The 24,522-nt window shown below is 62.7% G+C and carries 25 protein-coding genes and 5 pseudogenes; 10 read left to right on the top strand and 20 right to left on the bottom strand.

The window, feature by feature from the left end; all coding sequences use genetic code 11:
- Positions 1-433: 433 nt before the first annotated feature.
- A pseudogene (locus tag ACFSC3_RS11095) lies at positions 434-819 on the top strand (transposase); the annotation flags it as partial.
- Positions 820-943: 124 nt separating this feature from the next.
- Here the strand turns inward: ACFSC3_RS11095 and ACFSC3_RS11090 are convergent.
- The gene (locus ACFSC3_RS11090; RefSeq protein ID WP_380940468.1) at positions 944-1,456 is read right to left on the bottom strand and encodes a GlcG/HbpS family heme-binding protein; all 513 of its coding nucleotides are present in this window, start codon (positions 1,454-1,456) and stop codon (positions 944-946) included.
- Here ACFSC3_RS11090 and ACFSC3_RS11085 point away from each other — a divergent pair.
- A pseudogene (locus ACFSC3_RS11085) lies at positions 1,455-2,005 on the top strand (DDE-type integrase/transposase/recombinase); the annotation flags it as partial. The gene ACFSC3_RS11090 and the pseudogene ACFSC3_RS11085 overlap by 2 nt on opposite strands.
- Positions 2,006-2,115: 110 nt before the next feature.
- Here ACFSC3_RS11085 and ACFSC3_RS11080 read toward each other — a convergent pair.
- Positions 2,116-3,291, bottom strand: coding sequence for a zinc-dependent alcohol dehydrogenase (locus ACFSC3_RS11080; protein ID WP_380940467.1), 1,176 nt, complete (start codon positions 3,289-3,291; stop codon positions 2,116-2,118).
- 392 nt (positions 3,292-3,683) lie between these two features.
- On the opposite strand from ACFSC3_RS11080, the gene ACFSC3_RS11075 reads away from it, so the two are divergent.
- Complete coding sequence (locus ACFSC3_RS11075; RefSeq protein ID WP_380940466.1) at positions 3,684-4,079, top strand: winged helix-turn-helix domain-containing protein; 396 nt, start codon at positions 3,684-3,686, stop codon at positions 4,077-4,079.
- On the opposite strand, the gene ACFSC3_RS11070 is transcribed toward ACFSC3_RS11075, so the two are convergent.
- The 3 genes and pseudogenes from ACFSC3_RS11070 to tnpB all read right to left on the bottom strand — a co-directional run.
- Entirely contained in the window at positions 4,035-4,565 is a 531-nt protein-coding gene (locus ACFSC3_RS11070) for a hypothetical protein (RefSeq protein ID WP_380940464.1), read from the bottom strand. The genes ACFSC3_RS11075 and ACFSC3_RS11070 overlap by 45 nt on opposite strands.
- Before the next feature lie 41 nt (positions 4,566-4,606).
- Positions 4,607-4,987: a cytochrome-c peroxidase gene (locus ACFSC3_RS11065; RefSeq protein ID WP_380940914.1), complete on the bottom strand. Its 381-nt coding sequence runs from the start codon at positions 4,985-4,987 to the stop codon at positions 4,607-4,609.
- Positions 4,988-4,999: 12 nt separating this feature from the next.
- Positions 5,000-5,130 (bottom strand): annotated as a pseudogene (tnpB, locus tag ACFSC3_RS11060) (IS66 family insertion sequence element accessory protein TnpB); the annotation flags it as partial.
- On the opposite strand from tnpB, the gene ACFSC3_RS11055 reads away from it, so the two are divergent.
- Complete coding sequence (locus ACFSC3_RS11055) at positions 5,069-5,980, top strand: xanthine dehydrogenase family protein molybdopterin-binding subunit (protein ID WP_380940463.1); 912 nt, start codon at positions 5,069-5,071, stop codon at positions 5,978-5,980. The pseudogene tnpB and the gene ACFSC3_RS11055 sit on opposite strands and share 62 nt — an antisense overlap.
- 43 nt (positions 5,981-6,023) lie before the next feature.
- On the opposite strand, the gene ACFSC3_RS11050 is transcribed toward ACFSC3_RS11055, so the two are convergent.
- The 3 genes from ACFSC3_RS11050 to ACFSC3_RS11040 form a co-directional block, all read right to left on the bottom strand.
- Positions 6,024-6,671 (bottom strand): TMEM175 family protein, encoded by a 648-nt coding sequence (locus tag ACFSC3_RS11050; RefSeq protein ID WP_380940461.1) that lies wholly within the window; start codon positions 6,669-6,671, stop codon positions 6,024-6,026.
- Between the two features lie 6 nt (positions 6,672-6,677).
- Positions 6,678-7,508, bottom strand: a complete 831-nt coding sequence (locus ACFSC3_RS11045) for an aldo/keto reductase (RefSeq protein WP_380940460.1) — start codon at positions 7,506-7,508, stop codon at positions 6,678-6,680.
- 75 nt (positions 7,509-7,583) lie between these two features.
- The gene (locus ACFSC3_RS11040) at positions 7,584-8,162 is read right to left on the bottom strand and encodes a TetR/AcrR family transcriptional regulator (protein ID WP_380940459.1); all 579 of its coding nucleotides are present in this window, start codon (positions 8,160-8,162) and stop codon (positions 7,584-7,586) included.
- A gap of 138 nt (positions 8,163-8,300) precedes the next feature.
- Here ACFSC3_RS11040 and ACFSC3_RS11035 point away from each other — a divergent pair, with 138 nt between their 5' ends.
- From ACFSC3_RS11035 to ACFSC3_RS11020, 4 genes are all read left to right on the top strand, one after another.
- Entirely contained in the window at positions 8,301-9,290 is a 990-nt protein-coding gene (locus tag ACFSC3_RS11035; RefSeq protein ID WP_380940458.1) for a zinc-dependent alcohol dehydrogenase family protein, read from the top strand.
- A gap of 200 nt (positions 9,291-9,490) precedes the next feature.
- A complete protein-coding gene (locus ACFSC3_RS11030) occupies positions 9,491-9,781 on the top strand; it encodes a metal/formaldehyde-sensitive transcriptional repressor (RefSeq protein WP_047820964.1) in 291 nt (96 codons plus the stop codon).
- A 215-nt stretch (positions 9,782-9,996) separates the two neighbouring features.
- Positions 9,997-11,106: an S-(hydroxymethyl)glutathione dehydrogenase/class III alcohol dehydrogenase gene (locus ACFSC3_RS11025; RefSeq protein WP_380940457.1), complete on the top strand. Its 1,110-nt coding sequence runs from the start codon at positions 9,997-9,999 to the stop codon at positions 11,104-11,106.
- Positions 11,107-11,458: 352 nt separating this feature from the next.
- Entirely contained in the window at positions 11,459-14,164 is a 2,706-nt protein-coding gene (locus tag ACFSC3_RS11020; protein ID WP_465270253.1) for an excinuclease ABC subunit UvrA, read from the top strand.
- A 256-nt stretch (positions 14,165-14,420) separates the two neighbouring features.
- On the opposite strand, the pseudogene ACFSC3_RS11015 reads toward ACFSC3_RS11020, so the two are convergent.
- From ACFSC3_RS11015 to ACFSC3_RS10990, 6 genes and pseudogenes are all read right to left on the bottom strand, one after another.
- Positions 14,421-14,624: pseudogene (locus tag ACFSC3_RS11015) on the bottom strand (DJ-1/PfpI family protein); the annotation flags it as partial.
- Complete coding sequence (locus ACFSC3_RS11010; RefSeq protein WP_380940455.1) at positions 14,617-14,784, bottom strand: hypothetical protein; 168 nt, start codon at positions 14,782-14,784, stop codon at positions 14,617-14,619. The pseudogene ACFSC3_RS11015 and the gene ACFSC3_RS11010, both read right to left, overlap by 8 nt.
- 457 nt (positions 14,785-15,241) lie before the next feature.
- A complete protein-coding gene (locus ACFSC3_RS11005) occupies positions 15,242-15,535 on the bottom strand; it encodes a putative quinol monooxygenase (protein ID WP_009823882.1) in 294 nt (97 codons plus the stop codon).
- A 108-nt stretch (positions 15,536-15,643) separates the two neighbouring features.
- Positions 15,644-16,384, bottom strand: coding sequence for an SDR family oxidoreductase (locus tag ACFSC3_RS11000; RefSeq protein WP_380940453.1), 741 nt, complete (start codon positions 16,382-16,384; stop codon positions 15,644-15,646).
- A gap of 204 nt (positions 16,385-16,588) precedes the next feature.
- Complete coding sequence (locus ACFSC3_RS10995; RefSeq protein WP_380940452.1) at positions 16,589-16,885, bottom strand: putative quinol monooxygenase; 297 nt, start codon at positions 16,883-16,885, stop codon at positions 16,589-16,591.
- Positions 16,886-16,956: 71 nt separating this feature from the next.
- The gene (locus ACFSC3_RS10990; RefSeq protein WP_380940451.1) at positions 16,957-17,751 is read right to left on the bottom strand and encodes a type 1 glutamine amidotransferase domain-containing protein; all 795 of its coding nucleotides are present in this window, start codon (positions 17,749-17,751) and stop codon (positions 16,957-16,959) included.
- A gap of 113 nt (positions 17,752-17,864) precedes the next feature.
- Between ACFSC3_RS10990 and ACFSC3_RS10985 the strand changes: the two genes are divergently transcribed.
- A complete protein-coding gene (locus ACFSC3_RS10985; protein WP_380940450.1) occupies positions 17,865-18,800 on the top strand; it encodes a LysR family transcriptional regulator in 936 nt (311 codons plus the stop codon).
- Between the two features lie 84 nt (positions 18,801-18,884).
- Positions 18,885-19,901, top strand: coding sequence for a zinc-binding alcohol dehydrogenase family protein (locus tag ACFSC3_RS10980; RefSeq protein WP_380940449.1), 1,017 nt, complete (start codon positions 18,885-18,887; stop codon positions 19,899-19,901).
- A 216-nt stretch (positions 19,902-20,117) separates the two neighbouring features.
- Here ACFSC3_RS10980 and ACFSC3_RS10975 read toward each other — a convergent pair whose 3' ends face one another.
- The 6 genes and pseudogenes from ACFSC3_RS10975 to ACFSC3_RS10950 all read right to left on the bottom strand — a co-directional run bounded on the left by ACFSC3_RS10975 (position 20,118) and on the right by ACFSC3_RS10950 (position 24,394).
- A complete protein-coding gene (locus ACFSC3_RS10975; RefSeq protein WP_380940448.1) occupies positions 20,118-21,026 on the bottom strand; it encodes a LysR family transcriptional regulator in 909 nt (302 codons plus the stop codon).
- A 171-nt stretch (positions 21,027-21,197) separates the two neighbouring features.
- Positions 21,198-21,638, bottom strand: a complete 441-nt coding sequence (locus tag ACFSC3_RS10970; protein WP_380940447.1) for a PaaI family thioesterase — start codon at positions 21,636-21,638, stop codon at positions 21,198-21,200.
- A 113-nt stretch (positions 21,639-21,751) separates the two neighbouring features.
- Positions 21,752-22,120 (bottom strand): annotated as a pseudogene (locus ACFSC3_RS10965) (transposase family protein); the annotation flags it as partial.
- Positions 22,029-22,868: a formylglycine-generating enzyme family protein gene (locus ACFSC3_RS10960; RefSeq protein ID WP_380940445.1), complete on the bottom strand. Its 840-nt coding sequence runs from the start codon at positions 22,866-22,868 to the stop codon at positions 22,029-22,031. The pseudogene ACFSC3_RS10965 and the gene ACFSC3_RS10960, both read right to left, overlap by 92 nt.
- A 359-nt stretch (positions 22,869-23,227) precedes the next feature.
- Positions 23,228-23,860 (bottom strand): hypothetical protein, encoded by a 633-nt coding sequence (locus ACFSC3_RS10955; protein WP_380940444.1) that lies wholly within the window; start codon positions 23,858-23,860, stop codon positions 23,228-23,230.
- 3 nt (positions 23,861-23,863) lie between these two features.
- Positions 23,864-24,394 (bottom strand): hypothetical protein, encoded by a 531-nt coding sequence (locus ACFSC3_RS10950; protein WP_380940443.1) that lies wholly within the window; start codon positions 24,392-24,394, stop codon positions 23,864-23,866.
- Positions 24,395-24,522: the final 128 nt, after the last annotated feature.

The following is a 24,522-nucleotide window of genomic DNA, read 5'->3' as shown; positions in this document are numbered from 1 at the left end:
ATGCTCGGGGTCTGTGAGCATGTCACTTTCGTCGAGGTGAGTAAGCTGGCGCTTAAGGATATGTAGCGGGTTTGGCAATCTGCGAAAGTCCACGGCCTCGCGGCATATGGAAGGCGAAACGGGGGATTTTTTCGTTGCCCAGGAACGGGTCGACGTCAGGTGACCGACCGAATTACGGTCTTGTCCCTACCCTTCCTGAAGCGCCCCAAGCAGGACCCAAGGCAGCACCCCGCCGAACGCCTATTCGCTAGCCAGCGTCCGCTCGCCCGTGTTTCAACGCTGTAAATAGGATGGTGCCCCGTGCACCACCCTAGAGGGCACTCGGATTGCTGGGAGATTTTAGTTCAATTATGACGCACTCTATCTCCGACTTGACGTGCTTCCCTGAAACTCCGCCAGTCTGAGCTAGAGTCCTTCACGAAGGACGACGAAGATGAAGCGCAGCAGGTTTACCGAAGAGCAGATTATCGGGATCTTGCGGGAGCAGGAGGCCGGGTCGAAGACCGCGGACGTGTGCCGTAAGCATGGTGTGAGCAGTGCGACGTTCTACAAGTGGAAGGCGACCTATGGCGGCATGGACGTGTCGCAGGCGCGCAAGCTGAAGGTGCTCGAGGACGAGAACGCACGACTTAAGCGGCTGCTGGCCGATGCCATGCTCGACAATGCCGTTCTGAAGGAGGTGGCCTCAAAAAACTGGTGAGGCCTGCCGTTCAGCGGAGGGCTGTCGAGGATGTTCGGCAGCTCTTCGGCATCAGCGAGCGTCGGGCCTGTGCCATCCTTGGCGTGGATCGATCGTCGATGCGCTATGCGCATCGGCGGTTTCATTGTCCCACAGGTGCGCCGCTAGCGACACCTTCGCCGCCCACGCCGCCCGCTGCACCCGGGAGTCGGACGAGGCGACGCTGGACAAGGTCCGCGATCGCGCGCTGCGCGCCGCCGCGGCCTAGCGCGCGATGGGCGAGCGCAGCCTCAAGACGGAGGCGACCCGCGCCGCGCGGGAGGCGCGCCCGGCGCCCGAGCCCGTCGCCGTCGACTGAACCGCCGTCGACTGAGCCGGCGCCGCCGCCTCGGCCACGCCCTGATCCTGCTTGCCGGTGCCGCCCGACACGCCCACCGCGCCGATCACCGTCTCGCCCTCCTTGATCGGCACGCCGCCGGCGAAGATCATCACCTTGCCGTCGTTGGAGGCATGGATGCCGTAGAAGTCGGCGCCCGGCTGGGCGAGCTTCGCCAGCGCTTTGGTCTCGACGTCGAACGCGCGCGCCGTCCACGCCTTGCCGATCGCGATGTCGACGCTGCCGCGCCACGCATCGTCCATCTGCGCGAACGTTAGGAGGCAGCCGCCCGCGTCCACCACCGCGATGTTCATCGGGTTGCCGATCCGCTCGGCCTCCGCGATCCCTGCATCGATGATCGTCCGCGCGTCGTTCAGGTCGAGCGTCTGGGTGGTGTGCATCGATATCGCCGAGGTGCAGACCGCCGAAGGCAAGCTCTACCTGTTCGTCGGCATCGACTGCACCAGCAAGTTCGCGGTCACCCAGCTGGTCGACAAGGCTGACAGGCGAACGGCTTGGGAGTTCCTCGAGCACCTGCTGAAAGCCGTACCCTACCGCATCCACACCATTCTGACGGACAATGGCATCCAGTTCGCCGAGCAGCCCCGTAACCGAAACACCGCCTGGTCCCGCCAAATGCGCTTCGACATGATCTGCGAGGCCAACGACATCGAGCACCGGCTCACCAAACCGAACCACCCATGGACCAACGGTCAGGTCGAGCGGATGAACCGGACCATCAAGGAGGCGACAGTCAAACGTTTTCACTACGAGAGCCACGACCAGCTAAGGACGCACCCCGACGACTTCATGGCCGCCTACAATTTCGCTCGCCGGCTCAAGACCGTAAGCGGCCTCACCCCTACGAATACATCGCCAAGATCTGGACGTCTGAGCCAGACCGGTTCATCGTCGACCCGATCCACCAAATGCCGGGACTAAACACCTAGGTCTGCCGACATACTTGGTCGCAAGGTGATCGACACCGCCGCTACACGTGCTCCACGGCGGCGGTGTCGATCGGCATCGATAAGCGTCCTGTTCCCCGTTATTCCGCCAATCAGCCGTGCGGGCGCATAACAACCTTGATCACACCTTCTTCCTTGTCGCGGAATTTAGCGTACATTTCTGGCGCGTCTTCAAGACTGGCCGGGTGGGTGATCACGAAGCTGGGGTCGATCGCGCCCGCGACGATTCTTTCCAGCAACGGTCTAGTATAGCGCTGCACGTGGGTCTGCCCGAGCTTGATCGTCAGCCCCTTGTTCATCGCTGCACCGATCGGAAGCTTGTCACCCATCCCGACGTAGACGCCGGGCACGGAGACCGTGCCGCCCTTGCGGCAGCTGATGATCGCCTGCCGCAGGACGTGGACGCGATCAGTGGCGAGCATCATGCTTGCCTTCACCTTGTCCATGACCGCATCCGCCGCCCCGTGTGCGGCCGCCTCGCAGCCGACAGCATCGATGCAGCTGTCGGGGCCCCGGCCCTTGGTTCGCGCCTGCAGCTCGTCATAGACATCGGTTTCGGCGAAGTTAATCGTCTCAGCGCCACCGGCCTCCGCCATGGCGAGTCGCTCGGGCACCTCGTCGATCGCGATCACGCGGCCCGCGCCCATCATCAGCGCGGAGCGGATGGCGAACTGGCCGACCGGACCGCAGCCCCAGATCGCGACGGTGTCGCCATGCTCGATCTGCGCATTCTCGGCGGCCATGTAGCCGGTCGGGAAGATATCCGATAGGAAGAGGGCCTGCTCATCGGTAACGTTGTCGGGAATCTTGATCGGACCGACATCCGCCATCGGCACGCGGAGATACTCCGCCTGGCCGCCGCAGTAGCCGCCCAGCATGTGGCTGAAGCCGAACAGCCCGGCGGGCGAATGGCCCATCGCCTTGGCGGCCATCTCGGCGTTCGGATTGGTCCGATCGCAGGCCGCAAACAGACCCTTCTTGCAGAACCAGCAATCGCCGCAGCTGATCGTGAACGGCACCACCACCCGGTCCCCGATCTTGAGGTTGGTGACCTCAGACCCGAGCGCCACGACCTCGCCCATGTTCTCGTGGCCGAGGATGTCGCCGGCCTCCATGGTAGGCTGATATCCATCCAGCAGGTGAAGGTCCGACCCGCAGATCGCGCAGGCGGTTACTTTGATGATCGCATCGCGCGGGTGCTTGATCTCGGGATCCGCGACGGTGTCGACGCGGACATCGCCCTTACCGTGCCAGCATAGTGCGCGCATGTCGTTTCCTCATCTAATCGGACGTCCCCGTCGTAAGGACCTCGTCTAAGGCGCTCAACGCCTTGGGCTGCGGCGTGGTTCCCGTCTGACGGATCCGTGAACGAGCAGCCATTTTCGGGCAGCGATCGGCGAGCTCACCCGCGACATCAGGCTCAAACTGTTCGTAAAACGGGCCGTTTCGCGGCCCACCCCGACTCTCAAAACCGAGTCCGAGCTGCTAATTGGCGCGACCCGCAAAGAACCCGTGCGCCAATCTATCTCCGGAAAACGGTTCGGTTGCGACACCGGCCTGATCGTCGAGAAGGACAGAACCGGCACCTAGCGATCGACATCATGCGGGGCGGGATGCCAACACCAAACCCAAGCAGGTTTCGCGCGGAGTTCACATAGGCATGTCCATCACCGGCCCTTTGAAAACCAGCGTTCAGCTCCTTCGTGGGAGTGACCCGGCGATCGGCCCGGGCAAGGCGATGGTGCTGGATGCGATCGAGCGGACCGGCTCGATCTCGGCGGCCGGACGCGATCTCGGCATGAGCTATCGATGCATCTGGCTGTTGGTGGACAGCCTGAATGCGGATTGGTGTGAGCCGGTCGTCTCAGCCCGGATAGGTGGCGGGACCAAACGCGGCGCGAGCCTGACGGACTTCGGCCGCGAATTGCTGGCGCGCTACCGAAAGCTTGAAAGCGATATGGTGGCGGCTGCCGAGGGCGAGGAGCTGGACTGGCTCAAGGCGGCGATCAGATCACCCGGCGAGCGCGACGGGCATGGCGACGAGCGGGCGGGATGATAACCGCCGGTGCCCTGCCACGGCGCGATCGGATCGCGTTCTAACGGGTGCCCATAGGCAATTCCCCGGCGTGAAGCCTCTGTCAGCATCCTTCCGCATGAGGATGGTCCCGTCAGGCCGTTCGCCCATGTCGGCAAGAAAGCGGGTGAAGTCGGCGATCCAGTAAGGGTGAACCATGACCCCTCGTCCACCGAAATCACGGTGACGCGGCGAGGCGGCATTGGCGCAGACGGTGTTCATCTCCTGCCAGGCCCGGTAGGTCGGATCGTGGCGTTTGGCCGCACGCCGCCCGTGCGTGGTCAGGCGCGCAGCGCATATCTCCCGATGCAGGCAGCCGCAGCTTGAGGTGCTGCCCGAGCGGACGTTACCGGCATCGGCGACGACCTCGTTGCCGCAGTGGCAGGCGAACAGCCATTGCGCCTTACCCCCGCGACTGACCCCGGCGAATGCCAATCCGATCAGACGACCGAAGCGCAGCCCCGTCATATCGATCCGAACCTTGCGCCACACGCGGGCTGAAGGTTCGATCAGTCCTTTGCGCAGGGTCGATCGGGATAAGCGAAGGCCGAGTTTTCCATGAAGCCGCGATCGGTTAACGCCTCCAGATAAGCGAGCAGTTGATCCGTCTCGGATGCGTCGAGCGTGACAGGGTGGCGTGTAACGGCCTGCCGGAGAGTGCGCGCGGAACCGTCGTGAAACCAAGGGCCGGTCGCTGCGACATTGCGCAGCGTGGGGGTGCGGAACCGTCCCTCGTCTTCCGCCTTCCCCGTCACCTCCGCCAGACCGCGGTCCGCCGCATTGACCGGCAGGATCGTGTGGAAGCGGCCATCGGTAAATTGGGGGCCGGCGTGGCAGGACGCGCAAACGCGGCCGAACACCGCCTTGCCTGCCTTGGCTTCAGATGACAGCGCACCGCGATCGGCACCCGAATGCGGATCCTGCGCCAGCACTGCTGCACCAGCACTGCCAGACCGTCGAACCCCTTGCGCATGTCGGTCACGCCGCATGCCAGGAACACCCGTGTCGGCAGCGGTATTGGCGCCGGGTTCATCGCAGCACCGACAGCACCCGTGCCAGCGCCCCCGCATCCACGGCAGCATCCACGCTCACCCGTACGCCAGCCGCCCGAGCAGATCACCGCCAAGCTGGGCGACTCAGACCTGCCGACCGCCCCGGTCGAAGGTGGATCGTGGGGGGCGGCATCGACCGGTGCGGCGGTACAGCTCGCATGCCAGGCGGTCGGCAAGAAGCTCCTGAAGGCGGCCGGCAAGATCGCCGGTGCACCGCTTGGCGACGCGAAGATAGACGACGTGTTCTTCGAGGACGGCTGCATCGTGCTGAAGGACGCGCCGACCGTTCGGGTGCCGTTCAGCGACGCGATGCGCGCCGCGGACCTGACGGAGATCGCGGAAGAGGAGACCGCGGCGCCCGGGTTCGGCGACATGTGGAAGGGTCTGCACAAGTCAAAGAACACCCACAGCGCGATCTTTGCAGAGGTGAAGGTGGACGAGGAACTGGGTGTGGTGCGCGTCACCCGCATCGTCGATGCGGTCGCCGCAGGCCGCATCATCAACCCGAAAACCGCGCGCAGTCAGATTCTCGGCGGCGTGGTGATGGGCATGGGCATGGCGCTTCACGAGGAGACCTTCCCCGACCACCGGCTGGGGCGCTGGATGAACCACAATTTTGGCGAATACCATGTGCCCGTGCATGCCGACATCCACGATATCCAGGTGATCTTCGTCGATGAACCCGATTCCGAAGTGACCCCGCTCGGGGTCAAAGGACTTGGCGAGATCGGCATCGTCGGCACCGCCGCTGCGATCGCCAACGCGATCTATCACGCGACCGGTAAGCGGGTGCGGTCCTTACCGATCACGATCGACAAGATCCTGGATTGATTAGCCGATGTGAGCATCCGCCGTGCCGGGTCTATAGCCGGTCTCAGCCATTCTCCGGTTCTTGGCCTGGCTTGTAGCTGGGCTTTGCTGGCGGAACGATATAGCTCAACGTAACGATCCCCGCGACGATCAGTCCAGCACGCCAATTCCAGAATGCCAAGACGAACGCTGCCCAATAGGCTCCGGCAGTTAGGCCATATTTGATGGTAAGGCGGCGAAGATAAGCCTCGGTCAGCCTTCGATCGGGAAGACCTCTCGCGGTGGCGTATACCCAACGAAGAAACCACCAAGTCGCCGGTGTCGCTGCTACGCCCAGATACCATTGGGCGGCGGTGGTGCTCTCCGCATCTCCGCCGAGGTGTTCGACCAACGGCCGCGCAGGAAACGGAGTGATGCTGACGGCAGCCAGAAAGCCGATGCTCAGCAGATTGTAGCCGTGGTCGGTCTTCTCCAGCAGCTTGCCGCTGAAATGGCTGTGCGCCCAGTAGAGGCCGATCAGGATCACGCTGAGGACGTAGGTGCCGTACTCCGGCGCCAGCTTCAGATACGCCGCTGCGAGATCGCCCTCTTCAGGCTTCGGTGCACGCAGCTCCACCGCAGGAAAGGTGATCGCGATCGCAAGCACCGCGTCCATGAACGCCCCGAGGCGATCCGATTTGCGTTCGGTTGCTTTGAGAGAGGATGTCGCCATCTGACGCTACAGCATTTCGAGTGGGCGACGGCCCGCTGGCCGGGGAAATGCCGCATCAAGTGTCGCAAGGTCGGCGTCGGAGAGGACGATATCTGCGGCAGCGCGGTTCTCCCGCACATGTGCAATCGAACTTGCTTTCGGGATGGCGATAAGGCCATCGTGGCGCAACGTCCAGGCAAGTGCGACCTGCGCAGGGGTTCCGCCAACCTGGGCCGCTACTTTGTCGAGGGCGGGATGGCTTGTGAGGCGTCCCTGCTCGACGGGACTATACGCCATCACTGGCACTTTGTGCTGTGCGAGCCACGGCAACAGGTCCAACTCAGGGCCTCGACGGACGAGATTGTATAGGATCTGATCGGTCACGCAGCCATCCCCGCCGGCAGCGACAAGCTCGTCCATATCGTCGGTATCGAGGTTGCTGACACCCCAATGCCGAATCTTTCCTGCCGATTTCAGCGCCTCCATTGCCTCTATCGTCTCAGCGAGCGGCACCGATCCACGCCAGTGGAGCAGGTAGAGGTCGAGCCGATCGGTGCCGAGCCGCTTCAGGCTCGCCTCGCACGCACCGGCAAGGCGGGAGCGCGATGCGTTCTGTGGATACGCCTTGCTGACGAGGAACAACTGGTCGCGAAGGCTGCCCAGCGCCTCGCAGATCAGCGTTTCCGCCGCACCATCGCCATACATTTCGGCGGTATCGACGAGCGTCATGCCCAGCTCGACACCCGCGCGCAGCGCGGCGATCTCATCGGATCGCCGTTCGGCACGTTCGCCCATCTTCCAGGTGCCTTGACCCATCGAAGGAACCACTTCCCCGCCGGGCAATGTCACGTGTTTCATGTGCTTTTGTCCTATGAGATGAGTTCGACTGTTCGGTCGCGGGAGGCGGATTGGCAGATGACCACCATGTAGCGATCATATCGCGGCCGGCCATCGATCGAGTGCCATTCTGGCGATGGAGAGCAGTTCGTTGATCGTAGCGCCGTCGCGCGCCTGAACGGACATGCCTTCCATGACCGTATTGATGAATTTGCCTAGCACGGCCGGATCGGAGTGGGCCGCAAGCTCGCCCTGCGCGGCGCCGCGTTGCAGACGCTCGATCAGGAGGGCCTCCGCCGCGATACGCTTGTCGCGCAGCAGGCATTCGATGGCGGCGGACGCCGGCGAAACGGCTGCCGCTGCTGAATACATGAAGCAGCCGGCCGGCGTTCCGGGTTCCGAGAATGATGACGCCGCCCGTTCCAGCAGGCCTTTGACGGCCTCGTAGGTGGACAACGCCGGATCGTTGATGGGTGCATAGAGGTGGACGCTGAACGTCGCGGCGTAGCGCTCGATCACCGCCGCAAACAGCCCCGCCTTGTTGTCAAACGCTGCATAGAGACTTGCGGCGGCGACGCCAGTCTCCGCCACCAGATCGGCCATCGATGTCGCTTCGTAGCCGCGCTGCCAGAACAGCCGTACCGCCTTGTCGAGCGCAGCGTCAGTGTCGAACACACGAGGGCGACCTGCGCGGCGACGGGCTTTCGTCTCTGTCATCTCTGGTGCACGATATGGAACGATCGATAAATAATATCTTGAATCGGGTAGTTCGCTCCCTTACAGAACGATCATTCAATAATCAAGGAGTCTCCAATGAGCCGCATCGTCCGTATCCACGATTATGGCGACGCCAGCGTCCTCAGGATTGAAGATGTGGCAGTGCCCGCGCCCGCGGCCGACGAGGTGCAGATCGCGGTGAAGGCGATTGGCATAAACCGTGCCGAGGTGATGTTCCGCAACCATGCCTACCTTCAGGAAGCCGAGTTCCCGAGCCGCCTCGGCTACGAGGCCGCCGGCACCGTCGTTACGGTCGGCGCCGACGTTACCGGGTTTGCGGAAGGCGAAGCCGTCAGCGTCATCCCCCCGCTCGATATCGCGCGTTGGGGCACCTATGGCGAGGTCGCCAACGTGCCCGCCCGCCTCGTCGTCAAGCATCCGGCGGCGCTGTCGTTCGAGGAAGCGGCGGCCGTGTGGATGCAGTATGTCACCGCCTGGGGTGCACTGGTGGAGCAGGCGAAACTCGGCGAGGGCGATTTCGTCATCGTCACAGCTGCCTCCAGCAGCGTCGGCCTTGCTGTCTTCCAGATTGCGCGGATGGTCGGCGCGACGGTAATCGCGACGACGCGTACCGGCGCCAAGCGCCAGGCCCTGATCGATGCCGGTGCGCATCATGTCGTCGCGACCGGGGAAGAGGACCTGGTAGCGAGGGTGATGGAGATAACCGATGGTCAGGGTGCGCGCGTGGTGCTCGATCCGGTCGGCGGCCCGTCGTTCGAGCCGCTGACCGAGAGCATGGCACGCGGCGGCATCCTGCTCGAATATGGCGCGCTCAGCGGCGAACCGACGCCGTTCCCGTTGTTCTCCGTGCTGGGCAAGAGCCTCACGCTCAAGGGGTATCTCTACAGCGAGATCGTCTCGGACGATGCCGCCCTCGATCGCGCCAAGGCTTTCATCGTGGCGGGTCTGGAATCGGGCGCGCTCAAGCCGCGGATCGCGCGCACTTTCCCGCTCGACGCCATCCAGGACGCTCACCGCTTCCTCGAATCGAACGACCAGATCGGCAAGGTCGTCGTTACGGTCTGACCGGCATACCGGGGGGGTGAGCGATCACTCCCCCCTTCCCCGACAGAGGATCGGACCCTCGGCGCCCATGCCAGGGCTGCTCGTGGCGCAGGCTTGAGAGCATGACCGGAACCTCGCCCGATTGAAAAACGCCCGGCTCCGTGCAGGATTGAAACTCCCCCCCTGTATAGTATGCTTCAGCGATTTCTCGGGAAAACGCGATGCCACATTCATCAGAGGACAAGAAGCGAGCCATCACACGCTTGCGGCGTATCAAGGGTCAGGCGGACGCTCTGGAACGCGCGATCGAAGCGGGGGCCGATTGCGCTCCCCTGCTGCAGCAAATTGTCGCCATGCGTGGTGCGACAAATGGACTGATGGCAGAAGTGATGCAGAGTCATCTCAGGGAAACATTCGGTGCGGGCGCAAATCGGGCCGTCGGAGGCGCAGGTGGCGATCACGATGACGGCGTGGAGGGCGTAATGAAGATTCTGCGTACTTATCTTAAATGACAATTTCAGGCCCATTTTCGCGCCCGTGTTCTCCCGCACTCAGAAGCCAGCCCCTGCTGCCTTCTCTGGTTTGAGATCCTCGTTAGGACACCTCTTGTATACTGCTGGGGAGTATGATAAAGATACTCCCTGCCAGTATGAGAATGTCGACGAATTTGCGCTGACGCGACGGCCTCGCACCAGCAATCGGTTCAACTCAACGAGGGTATCCCAACATGAAATCTCGCGCCGCTGTAGCCTTCGAGGCGGGCAAGCCACTCGAAATCGTCGAGATCGATGTCGCCCCACCCCGGAAAGGCGAAGTCCTTATACGGGTGACGCACACCGGTGTGTGCCACACCGACGCGTACACGCTGGCGGGGAGTGATCCGGAGGGTGTTTTCCCGGTGGTTCTGGGCCACGAGGGCGCGGGCATCGTTGTCGAGATCGGTGAAGGCGTCACCAGCGTCGGACCGGGCGATCACGTGATTCCGCTCTACACCGCCGAGTGCGGCAAGTGCGACTTCTGCCTGTCGGGCAAGACCAACCTGTGCGTCGCTGTCCGCGAAACGCAGGGCAAGGGCTTAATGCCCGATGGGACCACCCGCTTTTCGTACAATGGTCAGCCCCTCTATCATTACATGGGCTGTTCAACCTTCAGTGAATATACGGTCGTCGCCGAAGTCTCGCTCGCCAAGATCAATCCCGAGGCAAACCCCGAACATGTCTGCCTGCTCGGCTGCGGCGTCACGACCGGCATCGGCGCAGTCCACAATACCGCCAAGGTCCAGCCCGGAGACTCGGTTGCCGTGTTCGGCCTCGGCGGCATCGGCCTCGCGGCGATGCAGGGTGCGCGCCAGGCGAAGGCGGGTCGCATCATCGCCATCGACACCAATCCGTCCAAGTTCGAGCTGGCACGCCAGTTCGGTGCGACCGAGTGCATCAACCCCAAGGACCATGACAAGCCCATCCAGCAAGTGCTGATCGAGATGACGGGCTGGGGCATCGATCATACCTTCGAGTGCATCGGCAACGTCCACGTCATGCGCGCCGCGCTTGAATCAGCGCACCGTGGCTGGGGTCAGTCGATCGTGATTGGCGTTGCCGGCGCTGGCGAGGAAATCTCCACCCGCCCATTCCAGCTCGTCACGGGCCGCGTATGGAAGGGGTCCGCGTTCGGTGGCGTCAAGGGACGGACACAGCTCCCCGGAATGGTCGAGGACGCGATGAGAGGCGATATCGATCTGGCCCCATTCGTAACCCACACGATGGGTTTGGAGGAAATCAACGAGGCCTTCGCACTGATGCACGAAGGCAAGTCGATCCGCACGGTCATTCACTACTGACCCGCCGATCCGAAGCGGCGCGAGGCGCTCGGATCGACAACTCGGCCGTCATCATGGCCCGACCCCGGCCATGATGACGCGCGCTCTGGCAAAATGGGCAACGCGTCGCGATGCGGTAACAAGCGCCGAAGTGCGGTCGTTACATGCCGATAGCGGCATGGACCAGGGCCGCCTGGCCCAGGCGCTTACCAGTGGAGTGCGTGTGGCCTCGTCGCGCGACCCAACGGGAAAAATGGTTTTGTCGTAACCTTTGTCCAATGCTGGAAAAATATTTCAAAGGTGCCGAACATCGGGCCAGCCTGGCCGTTGGATGTATTGAGTCGGAAATGCATTCATCTGTTACCCGACTGTGATGAACCACAGGCCGCACGGGCGTATAGGGCAGAAAACTGAATTGAAGAGCAAGGATATTCACGCGACGACGCCGGCCACCGATCATGGGCATACGGGGCCGCCCGCTTGCGTGCAGGTTCGCGGCGCGCGCCAGAATAACCTCAAGAATGTTGACGTCGATGTACCGCGCGACGCCTTCGTGGTGTTCACCGGCATATCCGGCTCGGGCAAGTCATCGCTCGCGTTCGGCACCCTTTATGCCGAAGCCCAGCGGCGTTATCTGGAATCGGTTGCGCCCTATGCCCGTCGCCTGATCGACCAGGCCGGCGTGCCGGAGGTCGATGCGATCGACGGTTTGCCGCCTGCGGTCGCGTTGCAGCAGCAGCAGCGCGGCTCGGCCAACGCGCGATCCTCGGTCGGCAGCGTGACGACTCTCTCCAGCCTGGTGCGGATGCTCTATTCGCGCGTCGGCGAATATCCGCGCCATCAACCCATGCTCTATGCGGAGGATTTCTCCCCCAACACGGTCGCGGGGGCCTGCGCGACCTGCCACGGTATCGGCCGCATATATGACGCGACCGAAGAGACGATGGTTCCTGACGACACGCTGACGATCCGGGAACGCGCAGTCGCCGCTTGGCCGGCGGCATGGCATGGCCAGAACCTGCGCGATATCCTCGTGTCGCTCGGCTATGATGTCGACACGCCGTGGCGCGATCTGCCGAAGAAGGATCGCGACTGGATTCTCTTTACCGACGAGGCGCCGACGGTGCCGGTCTATGCGGGCCTGACGCCCGAACAGACCCGGACGGCGCTCAAGCGCCGCATGGAGCCGAGCTACCAGGGCACCTTCACCGGCGCGCGCCGCTATGTGCTGGAAACCTTCGCCAACACTAAAAGCGCGCTGATGAAGAAGCGCGTCTCGCAATATATCATCGGCCGCGATTGCCCGACCTGCGATGGCAAGCGCCTGAAGCGCGAAGCCCTGTCGGTCAAATTCGTCGGCCTCGACATTGCCGAGTTCGGTGACCTGACGGTGCTCAAGCTGAAGGATTTGCTGATGCCCGTCGCGCATGGCGCGTATGGGGCGGTCTCCGCCCCCTCAAAGGGCCATGTTCTGGAAAAAGCGGCCCGCGATGCAGCGGTCGAACAACGGGTTGCGGCGGGCGGCTCTGCGCACAAGAGCGCGCCCGACGTACGCCGCACGCCCAATCTCTCCGACGAGAAGCGGATCGCCGCCCAACGCCTTGCCTGCGAATTGATCGAGCGGCTAGAGCCGCTGATCGATCTTGGCCTTGGCTACATTTCGCTCGCCCGCAGCACGCCGACGCTCTCCTCCGGAGAGCTGCAGCGCTTGCGGCTTGCCACGCAATTGTCGTCACAGCTTTTCGGCGTGGTCTATGTGCTTGACGAGCCTTCGGCAGGGTTGCACCCGGCAGATGGCGAAGCCTTGCTCACCATTCTCGAGCGTCTCAAGGCGGCGGGCAACTCCCTGTTCGTCGTCGAACATGATCTCGACGTGATCCGCCGCGCGGAATGGCTCGTCGATGTCGGGCCAGGAGCCGGGGAAAAGGGCGGTGAAGTCCTCTACAGCGGGCCGATAGAGGGGCTTGCCGACGTCGAGACTTCGATCACCCGCCGCTACCTGTTCGCAGAGCCGCTCCGCAGTGAGCGCACGCCGCGCGATCCCAAGGCATGGCTACGCCTGGAAGGGATCAGGCGGAACAATCTCCATGGTCTCGACGTCGAGTTTCCCATCGGCTGCTTCACCGCTGTCACCGGCGTTTCGGGATCGGGCAAATCCAGTCTTGTCAGTCAGGCGCTGCCCGAGCTCGTCACGGAACACCTCGGCGGCTCCCCCGTGGCCGAGGAGGAGGATATCGATCCGCTGCTCGATGTTGCGCAGAACGACACTGAAGGACGCATTGTCGCAGGCATGGAGCATGTTCGCAGGCTGGTGCGGGTCGATCAGAAACCGATCGGCCGCACGCCGCGCTCGAACCTATCCACCTACAGCGGCATGTTCGACCATGTGCGACGGATCTTCGCTGATACGCCGCTCGCCTGCCGGCGGCACTACAGCCCGGGAAGGTTCTCGTTCAACGTCGCGCAAGGCCGCTGCCCCGTGTGCGAGGGCGAGGGATACGTCATGGTGGAGCTGCTGTTCCTGCCGAGCGTTTTTGCCCCGTGCTCGACCTGTCATGGCTCTCGCTACAACCCGCAAACGCTCGAAGTCGAATGGAACGGGCGCAATATCGCCCAGGTGCTCGAACTGACGGTCGACGACGCGTGCGATTTCTTCGCTGGCGAGGCATCTGTGATGCGCTCCCTCGACGTGTTGCGGGAGATCGGTCTTGGCTATCTGAGGCTCGGTCAGCCGGCGACCGAGCTGTCTGGCGGGGAGGCGCAGCGCATCAAGCTGGCGACTGAACTGCAACGCGCTCAACGCGGCAACACGATCTACATCCTCGACGAGCCAACTTCGGGGCTTCACCCCTCCGATGGCGACCGGCTGATGCAACACCTGCAGGGCCTCGTAGACGCCGGCAATACCGTCGTAGTCGTCGAACATGACATGCGCGCCATCACGCAGACGGACTGGATCATCGACCTGGGACCGGGGGCCGGGGAAGATGGGGGCCGTATCGTTGCCAGCGGCGTCCCTGGCGTCGTTGCGGAAGCGGAAGGCAGTCTCACCGCCCGCTATCTCAAGGCGGCGCTTTAGGTCGTAAATCTGGCCGAACGCACGTTCGATCAGGTGCATCTCAACCACACGTTGGAATGGGTCGAATCTGGAAGCGGGAGCCGGCGATGTGTCACCGCGGTTGACGCGGCTTAGGGTTTGAGTGCCCGTCAGGTGCGCCGTGTTCGTGTGATACGCGGCGTGGCGGACGGCCAATCGCTGGCCATCCGCCACGCTTGCTTTGTGCGGACCTTCTTTAGGGAGAGGGCCCTCACATGGTTCGTCGAAACGCCCCGTCTTAATTCCCTGCTGCGAGCGCTGCGCCGACACCTTCTGCGATTTCCTCAACGAGTTTGGCACAGAAGGCGGGCAAATCATTGGGATCGCGGCTGGTAACAAGGCCGTTGTCGACCACGACTTCCTCATTGGTCCATGCACCGCCGGCGTTCTCGATATCGACCTTCAGCGTCGGGTAGGACGTCAAGGTGCGACCCTCAAGCACGCCCGGCTAAGCTGATACGGCCTTCATACATGTGACGGTCCGACCCGCAGATATTGGTCGTGGTCAGCCGGATGATAACATCGGTCTGCTTTTCGATCTTGGGATCATCGATGGTATTGACAGAAACATCTTTGGGCCCGTTGTACACGACAGCTTTCACGGATCTTTTCGTTTCGCAGCCCTTCTCAACGCGTCATCAAATCGAGACCGTGCTGTCGATCCGGGCCATCGCAACGGCGGAGGACATCGCACCCTTTCACGTGATCTCAGTTTCCTGAACCTTCTGCTACCTGAGAGGTTCCTTCCCGTAGGGCCATCCTGGGATCGATTCCCGGTGGTATTCTGAATGACTGGGCCAGAACAGCCGAATAACGCGCCAAATCGATGTGCTCAAGAATCTTCCGCGAACTAATGTGCCGTTACGTCGCGACACATCAACGGCGCCTTATCAGTAATTTCAGAGGTGTGATAAGCGCAAAAGACAAGGCCATCCACTATCGCGGATGACCTGTCTTATTCAGTTATTCATTTCCCGATTCGGCCGGGCCATCCATTCCGGATGGAAACACGAGCCTTACCCCGCATTCAAACGGCAGCTTAGGGTGCCGACCGCTTCGCTATTTCGCCGCCAGCAGGGTGAACTTGTGAATCTGCGGCGGTTCGGAAAACAGTTCTTCTGCCTTGTCCATCAGTGCGGCGGCAACCTTGCCGTCAAGATGGGCCTGCCGATCCTCCTCGGTGTCGAACGTATCGAAGATCGCGTACGCACCCGGGCCTTCCTCGATCGCATACCAGGTCAGCGTGCCCGGCTCAGCTTGAACGAGCGGCAATGCCGAGGTCAGGAAATCGGCGACATCGCGCTCTTTTCCGGGCTTGGCCTTCAGGGGTACATACAGGGCAAGTTTGGGCATAAACGACTCCTCAAGTGAAACGGACAGATATTCGGCAAAGTAACGGACGAGCGGGCCGGTCCGTTCCCCATGAGGCGGAGCCCACGCGGCCCCGCCTCCTCGTCGAAATCAGAACTGCTGTGCGGTCGGCCGGATGACGATCGCGTTGACGTCGACGTCATCAGGTTGTTCGACAGCGAACGCGATAGCACGCGCCACCGATGCCGCCGGGATGGCCTGCTTGTAGAAGTCCAGTACCGTCTCGGCAGCCGTGCCAGAGGTCGTGAACTTCAAATCGCTTTCGACAGCTCCAGGCTCGATTGACGTGACCCGGACCTTTTCCCCCACCTCGTGGCGCAAGCCCTCGCTGATCGCGCTGACGGCGAACTTGGTGCCGGAGTAGACCGTGCCGCCCGGTGCGAAGACCTTGATGCCCGCAACCGAGCTCAAGTTGATGATGTGACCGCTGCCCTGCTCGAGAAAACTGGGAAGGGCCGCCGCGATGCCGTAGAGCGTACCCTTCAGATTGACGTCGATCATCTGGTCCCACTCGTCGGTGTTGACCTCGGCCATCGGACGGATCGGCATCAGCCCGGCGTTGTTGATCAGCACGTCGAGGCGGCCGAAGTCGGCAATGATTGCGGCGACGACGGACTGGACCGCCGATTTGTCGGTCACGTCCAGCGCGTAGCTACGTGCCGTGCCGCCGCTTGCGGCGATGTCCGCGACGACCTCGTCGAGCCTGTCCTTGCGCCGCGCGGCGATGGCCACCTTGGCGCCGCGTTCCGCGAGAAGCCGCGCGGTTTCCGCGCCGATGCCGGTGCTGCCGCCGGTAATGAGAACGACCTTGCCTTCGATACCCTTGGTCACGACTGTATTCCTTCAAGTCAGTTGTTGATTTTTCGCCGGATCGCGGCCCCGCGCCAGCGATAGGCGCGTAGATGAATGAGGCCCAAGAGCCCGGCGCGAAGCGCAGGTGCCAACAGGCCGGTCAGCCGCAACACGTCTGTGTCGAACGCCTTTACAGGCCGTGCCGCACCCACCCATTCTTCAGGCTTGCCCAGTGGCAGCTCCTCAGGTTGACGAGACGGGGTTGAGGACAAACGCGGCGCGCTCGGCCAGATCGCCGATCTGAGACAGATAGTTTTGGAAGTGGGGCGTCGCGCGGTGGGCGGTAACCGCATCCGCGTCCGCGTACAGCTCGTCGAGGACGAAGCGGTTCGGATCGCTCTGGTCCTGCCAGAGATCGTAGCGCAAATTGCCCGGCTCGGCACGGCTCGGCTTTAGCATGGCGTCGAGCAGAGCGCGCAGGCGGTCGACGGTATCCGCACGGGCGGTTAGGACGGCGACGATCTTCACGTTGGCGGTCATGGCACCATACCCTCTCCTGGTTATGTCCGAAGCGGGGCGTATCCTGAGCGCCCCGCCCGTCATCCTGGTACTCACGCAGCGGCGCGATCGAGGGCTTCGATCAACGCGTCGGCCATGGCCCGGTCCGACGCGGGATTCTGACCCGTGATCAGTTCCCGGTCCACGACGACATTCGAAGCGAAGTTCTTGTCGGTGACAGAGACGTCGCCACCGGCCGACCGCAGCGCCTTTTCCATGTCGAAGTAGAGTTCGCCCTTCAGCACTTGCTCCTCGGCGATCTTTTCCTCGCTCGCCGAAAAGACTGTCATGCGGTAACCTGCGTAGATCCAGTCTCGCGCCAGGTCGGCCGCCCCGGCGTCATCACCTTCCTCCAGCGCCTTGCGGAAGGCCGGAGCATCGTCGAGCGTAGAGACAACGGCAACCGGTCCGTGGCAGAGGAGCGCGGTCGGCTTGGCCGCCGTGTGGAAGTGACGGAGGATCGTGCCCGCGTCGTGATCCTGCATCAGGTCGACGATGGGAGCGTGGCCGCCCGGCACGAACACGCCAACGAATCCGTCCAGACCCTCGTCGACGACCGATTTCAGCGTGCGGACGTCGTTCATGACCGGGTGGCTGGCGAAGAAGTCCTTGGCGCGCTGGTATGCCGCCTCATCACCGCCGAAGTGGTCCTTCGTGTCGGAGCCGGCGTCGATGTGCGGCTTGGTCCCGTTGGGCGTAGCGAGAACAATATCATAGCCGGCGTCGAGCAGTGCCAGCGCGGGGACTGCCGTCTCGTTGAGATACTGACCGACCGTCGCCGTACCGCCGCCACGCAGACTGATCTGCGTCGCGTTCGATCCAAGAACGAGAACCTGTCCCTTGCTCATCTGAACCTCCATGTTCGCGGCGTCCGTCGCCGATGGATGGGAAATGGGCCTCGTTGACATATTCCAGAAGTTTGTATTTCTGATTTCAGATATAGCGCTAACAGGATGACTGCATGCGCTACGATCTGAACCTGCTGCCGATCTTCGTCGCGTTGATGGAGGAGCGCAGCGTCACGCGGGCCGCCGAGCGCATGGGCATGACACAGCCCGCCCTGTCTAACGCCCTATCGCGTCTACGACTGATGCTTCAGGACCAACTGTTCGTCCGCGAGCGCTACGGCATCCAGCCGACCCCGATCGCGCTTGAACTCTCACCGCTGATCGCCGAGGCACTTGCGCAGCTCGACAATGCGGTCCTCGGTCAGCAGGCCTTCGACCCCGTACAGGCCGAACGGCTCTTCACGATCGCGCCAAACGGCTATGTCGAGTTCGTCCTCGTTCCCGCTATCGTGGCGCGCCTGGAGAAGGTCGCCCCCGGCATAAAGCTTCGTCTGACGCCCTACGGAAATGATCTTGTGGAAACAGGCGTCGTGTCGGGCACGACGGCGCTCGTGCTGGGCCGCATCGTCGATCCGCCCGACAACCTCGTCGTCCAGCACCTGATGGACGAAGGGCTCGCCTGCGCCGTCCGTGCCGACCATCCGGGCGTCGGCGATGTCATGACGCGCGAGCAGTTCGAGACGATGAAGCATGTCAACATCGTGCCGCCCGGACGGATGCGCGCCGGGCTGTTCCAGGCGCTGGCGCAGCAGCAGCTGAAGCGCGACGTCGCAATCTCCGTGACAAACTTCTTCGCGGTAGCCGAGATGGTGGCCGTGACCGACTATTGCGCCACCTTGCCCTCGCTCATCTGCAGGCGGCTGATGCACGACCCCCGGCTGAAGATCCTGCCGGCTCCGGTCGACCTTGGCAGCTTTCCCGTGGAAATGGCTTGGCACGTCCGCTATCGGCATGATCCCGCACACCGCTGGTTACGGGCGCTGATCGGCGCGGTCATCACCGACCTCACGGGGAAGACGGCAGCGGCAACCACGCCGTCGCCAGCCTGAGGACGATGTCGAACCGCGATGTCGCTTGTGCGTATCCCGTACGCGACAACGTTCGCTATACAGCCCCTGACAATAGGATTTATCATGCGCGCAATCGGCTACCAGCAGCCCGGAACGATCGATCGCACGGAAGCTCTCGTCGAGATCGACCTTCCCGATCCCAACGCTACCGGCCGTGATCTCCTCGTCGAGGTCAAGGCTGTCTCGGTAAACCCGGTTGACACGAAGGTGCGCGCTGGCTCGGGTTCGATCCACGGTGATTGGCGTGTCCTGGGTTGGGATGCCGCCGGTGTCGTTCGCGCTGTTGGCCCTGAAGTGCGCGGCTTCGAACCGGGCGACGAGGTGTTCTACGCGGGCAGCATTGGCCGCGATGGGACCAACGCCGAGTTGCACCTGGTCGACGAGCGCATTGTTGGGAAGAAGCCGGCCAGCCTCGATTGGGCAGAGGCAGCGGCGTTGCCGCTGACGGCGATCACCGCGTGGGAGGCCCTCTTCGAGCGATTGTCCGTGCGTACTCCTGTAGCCGGTGCAGCACATGCGCTGTTGATTGTCGGGGGTGCTGGCGGGGTAGGCTCGATGGCAATCCAGCTTGCTCGCCAGGTACCCGAGCTGATCGTCATTGCGACGGCCTCGCGCCCTGAAACGCAGGCCTGGGTGGGTGAGCTCGGTGCGCACCATGTCATCGATCATCGCCAGCCGCTGGCTCGGCAAGTGGCGGATTTGGGCATCGGCGCGCCGGCTTTCATCTTCTCGGCCACGCACACCGACGAGCATATCGAGCAGATCGCCGAGCTGATCGCCCCGCAGGGACGTTTTGCGCTCATCGACGACCCCAAGACGCTCGATGTCGTACCGTTCAAACGCAAGTCGGTGTCGACCCACTGGGAGTTTATGTTCACCCGGTCCATGTTCGAGACTGCTGATATGGAAACGCAGGGTCAGATCCTGTCGGCCATCGCCAGCCTCGTGGACGCCGGCGAGGTGCGCACCACCCTCACCGAACGGTTCTCCCCCATCAACGCCGCGAACCTCAAGCGCGCGCACCAGGCGCTTGAGAGCACTACCGCACGCGGCAAGATCGTCATCGAGGGTTGGCAGTGATGCGGTTCACGCTCACTCAACGTCCGCCGCGCCCGCGGCCCCCGCTGCACCAACTGAAAGGGACCAAGCCTCGGCGTTATCGATGCCAGCCATGTGCGGTTGTGGGCGTCGCTTTCGCTGGGTCACTGATATCTACAATCGTAAAAGACCGTGATGTTTCGAGATAGCAGACGCGGTCCTCGGGTGAAAACTCGGGACGTTTGCTAGCTCGGCATCTCACCAATCGGTGCCAAGAGCGGGGAGTGCTTCGGCTAAGAAGTCAATCCACGCCCGCGTCTTGGCGGCGGGGCGCCGCGTCGGGTGTGTGATGGCATATGCCGCTCCCAGCATCATAGGCGGCTCGTCCAGCTCAAGCTCGCTCAACTGACCGGCGCGAAGCGCCTCTGCCGCAATAAAGCGTGGCCCATAGACCAGCCCTTGGCCCGCGATGGCAGCGCGAACCAAGGCCTCGCCATTGTCGGAACACATCGATCCTGAGATCGGCACCTTGATCGTCCCGTCTTTGCCGAACGCCCACGATGTCGTTCCTGCAAGCGACGCGTTGGTGTGGCCCAGACAATCGTGATCGCCGAGATCGGCCAGGCGGGTTGGCGTTCCCCGCCTCGCCAAATAAGAGGGGGCGGCACACAACACGACGCCCATCGCGACGAGCTTGCGGGCAACAAGCGCACTGTTGGCGAGGCGCCCGATCCGTACGGCGACATCCCAGCGTTCTTCCAGCAGGTCGACGTAACGATCGTTGAAGCCCAGTTCGATCGTCACCTCGGGATGACGTGCGGAGAAAGCAGGGATGAGTGAGGCAAGGTGCAGAACGCCGAAGGTGGCGGGCGCACTGACGCGCAGCAGTCCCTGGGCGGTGATCGACCGCGACGATGCCTCCGCCTCGGCTTCCCCGATCTCCATCAGGATACGTTCGGCCTTTTCGAAATAGTCGGTGCCTGCCTCGGTCAGCGACAGCCGACGCGTCGAGCGCTGGACCAGCGTGGTGCCGAGCCGCGCTTCGAGGGCGTCTAGGTGCTTGGCCGCCATCGCCGGCGACATGTGCAGATCGCGTGCGGCAGCAGAGATGCCACCGAGCCTGATCGCCTTTACGAACACGTCCATACCCGTCAACCGATCCGCCATGATTTCCTACCCGTGGTTGAAGCTGATCCTTCTACGTGGCAGATTATCATTGCGCGATAGTGGGCACATATCCCGGTCAACAGATCGAACCATGATCCAGGCGGCTTCCGTGGCGCCTGCACCGGAGTGTATGACCATGAGCGTCCAGCCTCCCGATATTCCATTCAACAACTAGGGCAACGCGTATCCGACGGTTGCCTGCGCTACGGGGCGATCCTCACTGTCTTGCCAGATGCGCACGTCGACGACAGCCAGTCTTCGTCCAAGCTTCAGTAAGCGCGCTTCGGCAACGATCATGCGCATTTCGCAGGCTCTCAGGAAATTCATCGTAAGCGTGTTGGTGACAGCCATGGCGACTGGTCCGACATGGGCGATCACCACTGCATAAGCGACTACGTCTGCCAAGCCCATCAGCGTCGGCCCAGACACCCGCCGCCCAGGCCGCAGCATGGCTTCGGTCGGGTCCAGCCGCATCTCGGCATAACCGGGCGCGACCGTCGACACGCGCCCGTAAACCGGCCGCGTGTCCTTGGGAAATGCGGTATCCAGAAAGGCGGCAACCGCCGCCGCGTCCATGATTTGCTGATAACTGCCCACTTCAGTTCGCTTCACTTTTTGACAGCGCGTTTAGGCAGCTTAGCGCTTGAGAGCCATCGGGTCCGTTCGTTTCAATTCCATCGCCAACCTACTGGATTGAGATTACCAACCACCTCCGTTCGACCTCGCTGCGCAGTGATCATCTTGCCGGCCTGCTCTTGTAGCTCGACGAACGCGAACTTACTGGTCAGGTCGATCACGACGAACGGGCGCAACTTGCCCTCTGCGGTCTGCACCTCCACGATATCAATATGGAAGTAGCCTATCGGGCATGCCTTGAACTTGCGCTTCGGCGTCTTGTCGCCGGTGACTTCGGGTAGTCGGCTGATACCGTGTCGTTGCATGCAGCGATGCAACGACGAGCGCATCAGATGTGGGATGGTCGCCTGCAGTGCGTTGAGGCAGTCATCCAGGGGCAGCAGCGTATGGCGGCGGAAGGCGATGATGACAGCCTCGTCCTCGATGGTCAGCACCGTTGAGTGCGGATTCTTCGAGCCGGCCGCCCTCCTTCCCGCCGCGCGGGTTGAGCGGTATGCAATATGCCCCCTTGAATTGCTTGCGATGAGCGCTCGGCGATGCCCACCAGTCCTGCGTCCACTCCCACACATTGCCGATCATGTCGTAAAGTCCGTACGCGTTCGCCGGATAGGAGCCGACCGGTGACGTTCTCTCATAACCATCAAGCAGTTGATTGGCATAAGAAAAGGTACCCTGCCAGTAGTTGGCGAGCATGACGCCTTCAGGCGCAAGTTCATCGCCCCATGCAAAGTCTGCTCGGTCCAGCCCGCCCCGCGCGGCGTATTCCCACTCAGCCTCGGTCGGAAGTGATTTGCCCGCCCAGCTCACATAAGCAAGCGCATCGGCATAGGCGACATGTACGACCGGATGATCCTCCAGCCCGGCGATCGAACTGTTCGGACCCCAGGGATGGCGCCAATCGGCGCCTGGCATGAACGACCACCAGTTAGCCGAATTGTCGAGATCGAACGGCCCATCTGTACGCGCGAAGACGAGCGAACCCGGTTGCGCGAACTCGGGCAGCATTCCGGGATAGTCCGCCGGATCAGGTGCGATCTCTGAAAAGGTCACATAGCCGGTCGCGTAGACGAAGCACGTGAAGTCGGCGTTCGTCACCGGACGAACGTCGATCAGAAATGAGTTCACCCGCACCTCGCGCACGGGAGCTTCTTCGGGATAGAAGCCGCCCGATCCCATGAAGAACCGCCCGCCGTCGATCCGGCGCATTTCAGGATCGGAAAACCGCGGATCGATGAGATTTGCCGACTATATCATGCGTTGCAGTATCCGAATTCTGGCAATCCCTACCTAATGATGCCAGCTGTTCGCATCTTGAGGTGTGTGGGCGTCGAGAGGGAGTGAAACGCACCGCCGGAAACTTCGGCCTTCACGAATCCCAATCGTCCACCGATCTTTTGCATCCATGATTTTTGTAGCACCGTTGCGAGAGTGTTGCGAATGCACTTTATCAACAAGGTGGTGCGAAACCGGCACGATCACCATCAAAGACCCGGTCCGATCGAAATCGCCATCGACCGGCGCCGGCTATGTGGTGTCTATACACACTCGTTGACGTCTGCCCGTAATTACATGGCAGACATCTCCTCCAGCGCGGTTCGGATCCGGTGCCAGTCGTCCTCGAACATACGGTGCATCTGGGCGGGCGGGTCGTCGAACATGGCGTGCACGGCGGCGAACCCGGAGAGGTGGTGCGTCAGCACGGGTGTGACGATATGCACATGGGGGCTACGGCTGGAACGCGCATCGGACGGCATGTGCTGGACGATAAGGCTGCTGAGATGCCTGGGCTGCATGCAGAGCGCCGTGTACATATAAGCGGCGTGCATCATGCCATGACGCGGCAGCGATGCCGGAAACCGCAAGGTCTGGACGACCGCGAGCAGGTTCTGGCCCGGCTGGATGTGGGCGTCATAACGTTCAAACAGCTCACGCGGGCTAACGACGTCGCCGACACCGTCGGCGAGCAGCAGCCGGTAGTCGGCGGCGGTGACCGCCCAGTCCTCGCCGACCGCGGCGATCTCCGCGGCGGTCGGCTTGCGCGGCTGTAGCTTGGCGCGGGCGAGGTCGGCGACCCGGTGGGCACCGCCCTTCCCATCACCGGCCCACAGCAGCGCGAACCCGTAATTGCTGTCCGGCCCGGTGCGCGCCGGATCGTCATACAGCATATCCATCGTCTGGGCGGGGCTAATCCACTTCATCGTTCAGCCCTCCAGTGCCTGGTCGATCAGCACGCGGGCTGCGGTCAGCCCGCGATAGCCGTCGATCGTGTTCGCAAACGGCTTGGACCTGGGCTCAAGCGGCCCGCCAGCCAGGCGGAACGACGGCTCGGCGTCGACCGGCGCACGGGGGTCGGGCACCAGCCATAGGTCGCCGGTCTGCGATAGCCACGGCAAGTGCGGGCCATACCAGTGGACGCCGAGCGACGACCACAGGCTTACCAGCGCCGAGACCTGACGCTCGCCGCGCGTGGTCTTGCCGATGTAGATGATAAGCGCGTCGCTGCGCGCCTGGCGCACGGCGCTGCCGACCGTGCCGCGCAGGCCACGCGGATCCTCGATCGTCGGCACCAGCAACAGCGCCGGTTCGCTCACGTAAAGGTAGTTCCAGAAGTCGCGGGGCAGCTCCGTGGTGGCGTCCTTGCGAATCGTCCAGCCGGCGGTGGTCATCAGCGCGAGGCTCGCGCCGATTACCTGCGCCTCCGCGATGCGGCGCGCGTGAATGTCGTTGCTCACTTGGGTCTTCTTGTGTCAGCGCGTCGCCGGCTGCGGACGCGAGCGCGCGAGGGACATTTTCACCTGACGGTACAGCCGCAGGCTCCTTCCCAATTCAATTCAATCGGCGGCGCCGATCCTGGCCGCCA

The sequence above is a fragment of the Sphingomonas floccifaciens genome, assembly GCF_042681125.1.
Classification (GTDB): Bacteria; Pseudomonadota; Alphaproteobacteria; order Sphingomonadales; family Sphingomonadaceae; genus Sphingomonas; species Sphingomonas floccifaciens.
This window is presented reverse-complemented; position numbering and strand designations above follow the sequence as displayed.

What these genes read in the sequence shown, in the direction of transcription:
- ACFSC3_RS11090 (WP_380940468.1), bottom strand. Translation starts at nt 1,456, where the DNA reads ATGCACACCACCCAGACGCTCGACCTGAACGACGCGCGGACGATCATC.
- ACFSC3_RS11080 (WP_380940467.1), bottom strand. Translation starts at nt 3,291, where the DNA reads ATGCGCGCACTATGCTGGCACGGTAAGGGCGATGTCCGCGTCGACACC.
- ACFSC3_RS11075 (WP_380940466.1), top strand. Translation starts at nt 3,684, where the DNA reads ATGTCCATCACCGGCCCTTTGAAAACCAGCGTTCAGCTCCTTCGTGGG.
- ACFSC3_RS11070 (WP_380940464.1), bottom strand. Translation starts at nt 4,565, where the DNA reads ATGACGGGGCTGCGCTTCGGTCGTCTGATCGGATTGGCATTCGCCGGG.
- ACFSC3_RS11055 (WP_380940463.1), top strand. Translation starts at nt 5,069, where the DNA reads ATGTCGGTCACGCCGCATGCCAGGAACACCCGTGTCGGCAGCGGTATT.
- ACFSC3_RS11050 (WP_380940461.1), bottom strand. Translation starts at nt 6,671, where the DNA reads ATGGCGACATCCTCTCTCAAAGCAACCGAACGCAAATCGGATCGCCTC.
- ACFSC3_RS11045 (WP_380940460.1), bottom strand. Translation starts at nt 7,508, where the DNA reads ATGAAACACGTGACATTGCCCGGCGGGGAAGTGGTTCCTTCGATGGGT.
- ACFSC3_RS11035 (WP_380940458.1), top strand. Translation starts at nt 8,301, where the DNA reads ATGAGCCGCATCGTCCGTATCCACGATTATGGCGACGCCAGCGTCCTC.
- ACFSC3_RS11030 (WP_047820964.1), top strand. Translation starts at nt 9,491, where the DNA reads ATGCCACATTCATCAGAGGACAAGAAGCGAGCCATCACACGCTTGCGG.
- ACFSC3_RS11025 (WP_380940457.1), top strand. Translation starts at nt 9,997, where the DNA reads ATGAAATCTCGCGCCGCTGTAGCCTTCGAGGCGGGCAAGCCACTCGAA.
- ACFSC3_RS11020 (WP_465270253.1), top strand. Translation starts at nt 11,459, where the DNA reads ATGAACCACAGGCCGCACGGGCGTATAGGGCAGAAAACTGAATTGAAG.
- ACFSC3_RS11005 (WP_009823882.1), bottom strand. Translation starts at nt 15,535, where the DNA reads ATGCCCAAACTTGCCCTGTATGTACCCCTGAAGGCCAAGCCCGGAAAA.
- ACFSC3_RS10995 (WP_380940452.1), bottom strand. Translation starts at nt 16,885, where the DNA reads ATGACCGCCAACGTGAAGATCGTCGCCGTCCTAACCGCCCGTGCGGAT.
- ACFSC3_RS10990 (WP_380940451.1), bottom strand. Translation starts at nt 17,751, where the DNA reads ATGAGCAAGGGACAGGTTCTCGTTCTTGGATCGAACGCGACGCAGATC.
- ACFSC3_RS10985 (WP_380940450.1), top strand. Translation starts at nt 17,865, where the DNA reads ATGCGCTACGATCTGAACCTGCTGCCGATCTTCGTCGCGTTGATGGAG.
- ACFSC3_RS10980 (WP_380940449.1), top strand. Translation starts at nt 18,885, where the DNA reads ATGCGCGCAATCGGCTACCAGCAGCCCGGAACGATCGATCGCACGGAA.
- ACFSC3_RS10975 (WP_380940448.1), bottom strand. Translation starts at nt 21,026, where the DNA reads ATGGCGGATCGGTTGACGGGTATGGACGTGTTCGTAAAGGCGATCAGG.
- ACFSC3_RS10960 (WP_380940445.1), bottom strand. Translation starts at nt 22,868, where the DNA reads ATGCGCCGGATCGACGGCGGGCGGTTCTTCATGGGATCGGGCGGCTTC.
- ACFSC3_RS10955 (WP_380940444.1), bottom strand. Translation starts at nt 23,860, where the DNA reads ATGAAGTGGATTAGCCCCGCCCAGACGATGGATATGCTGTATGACGAT.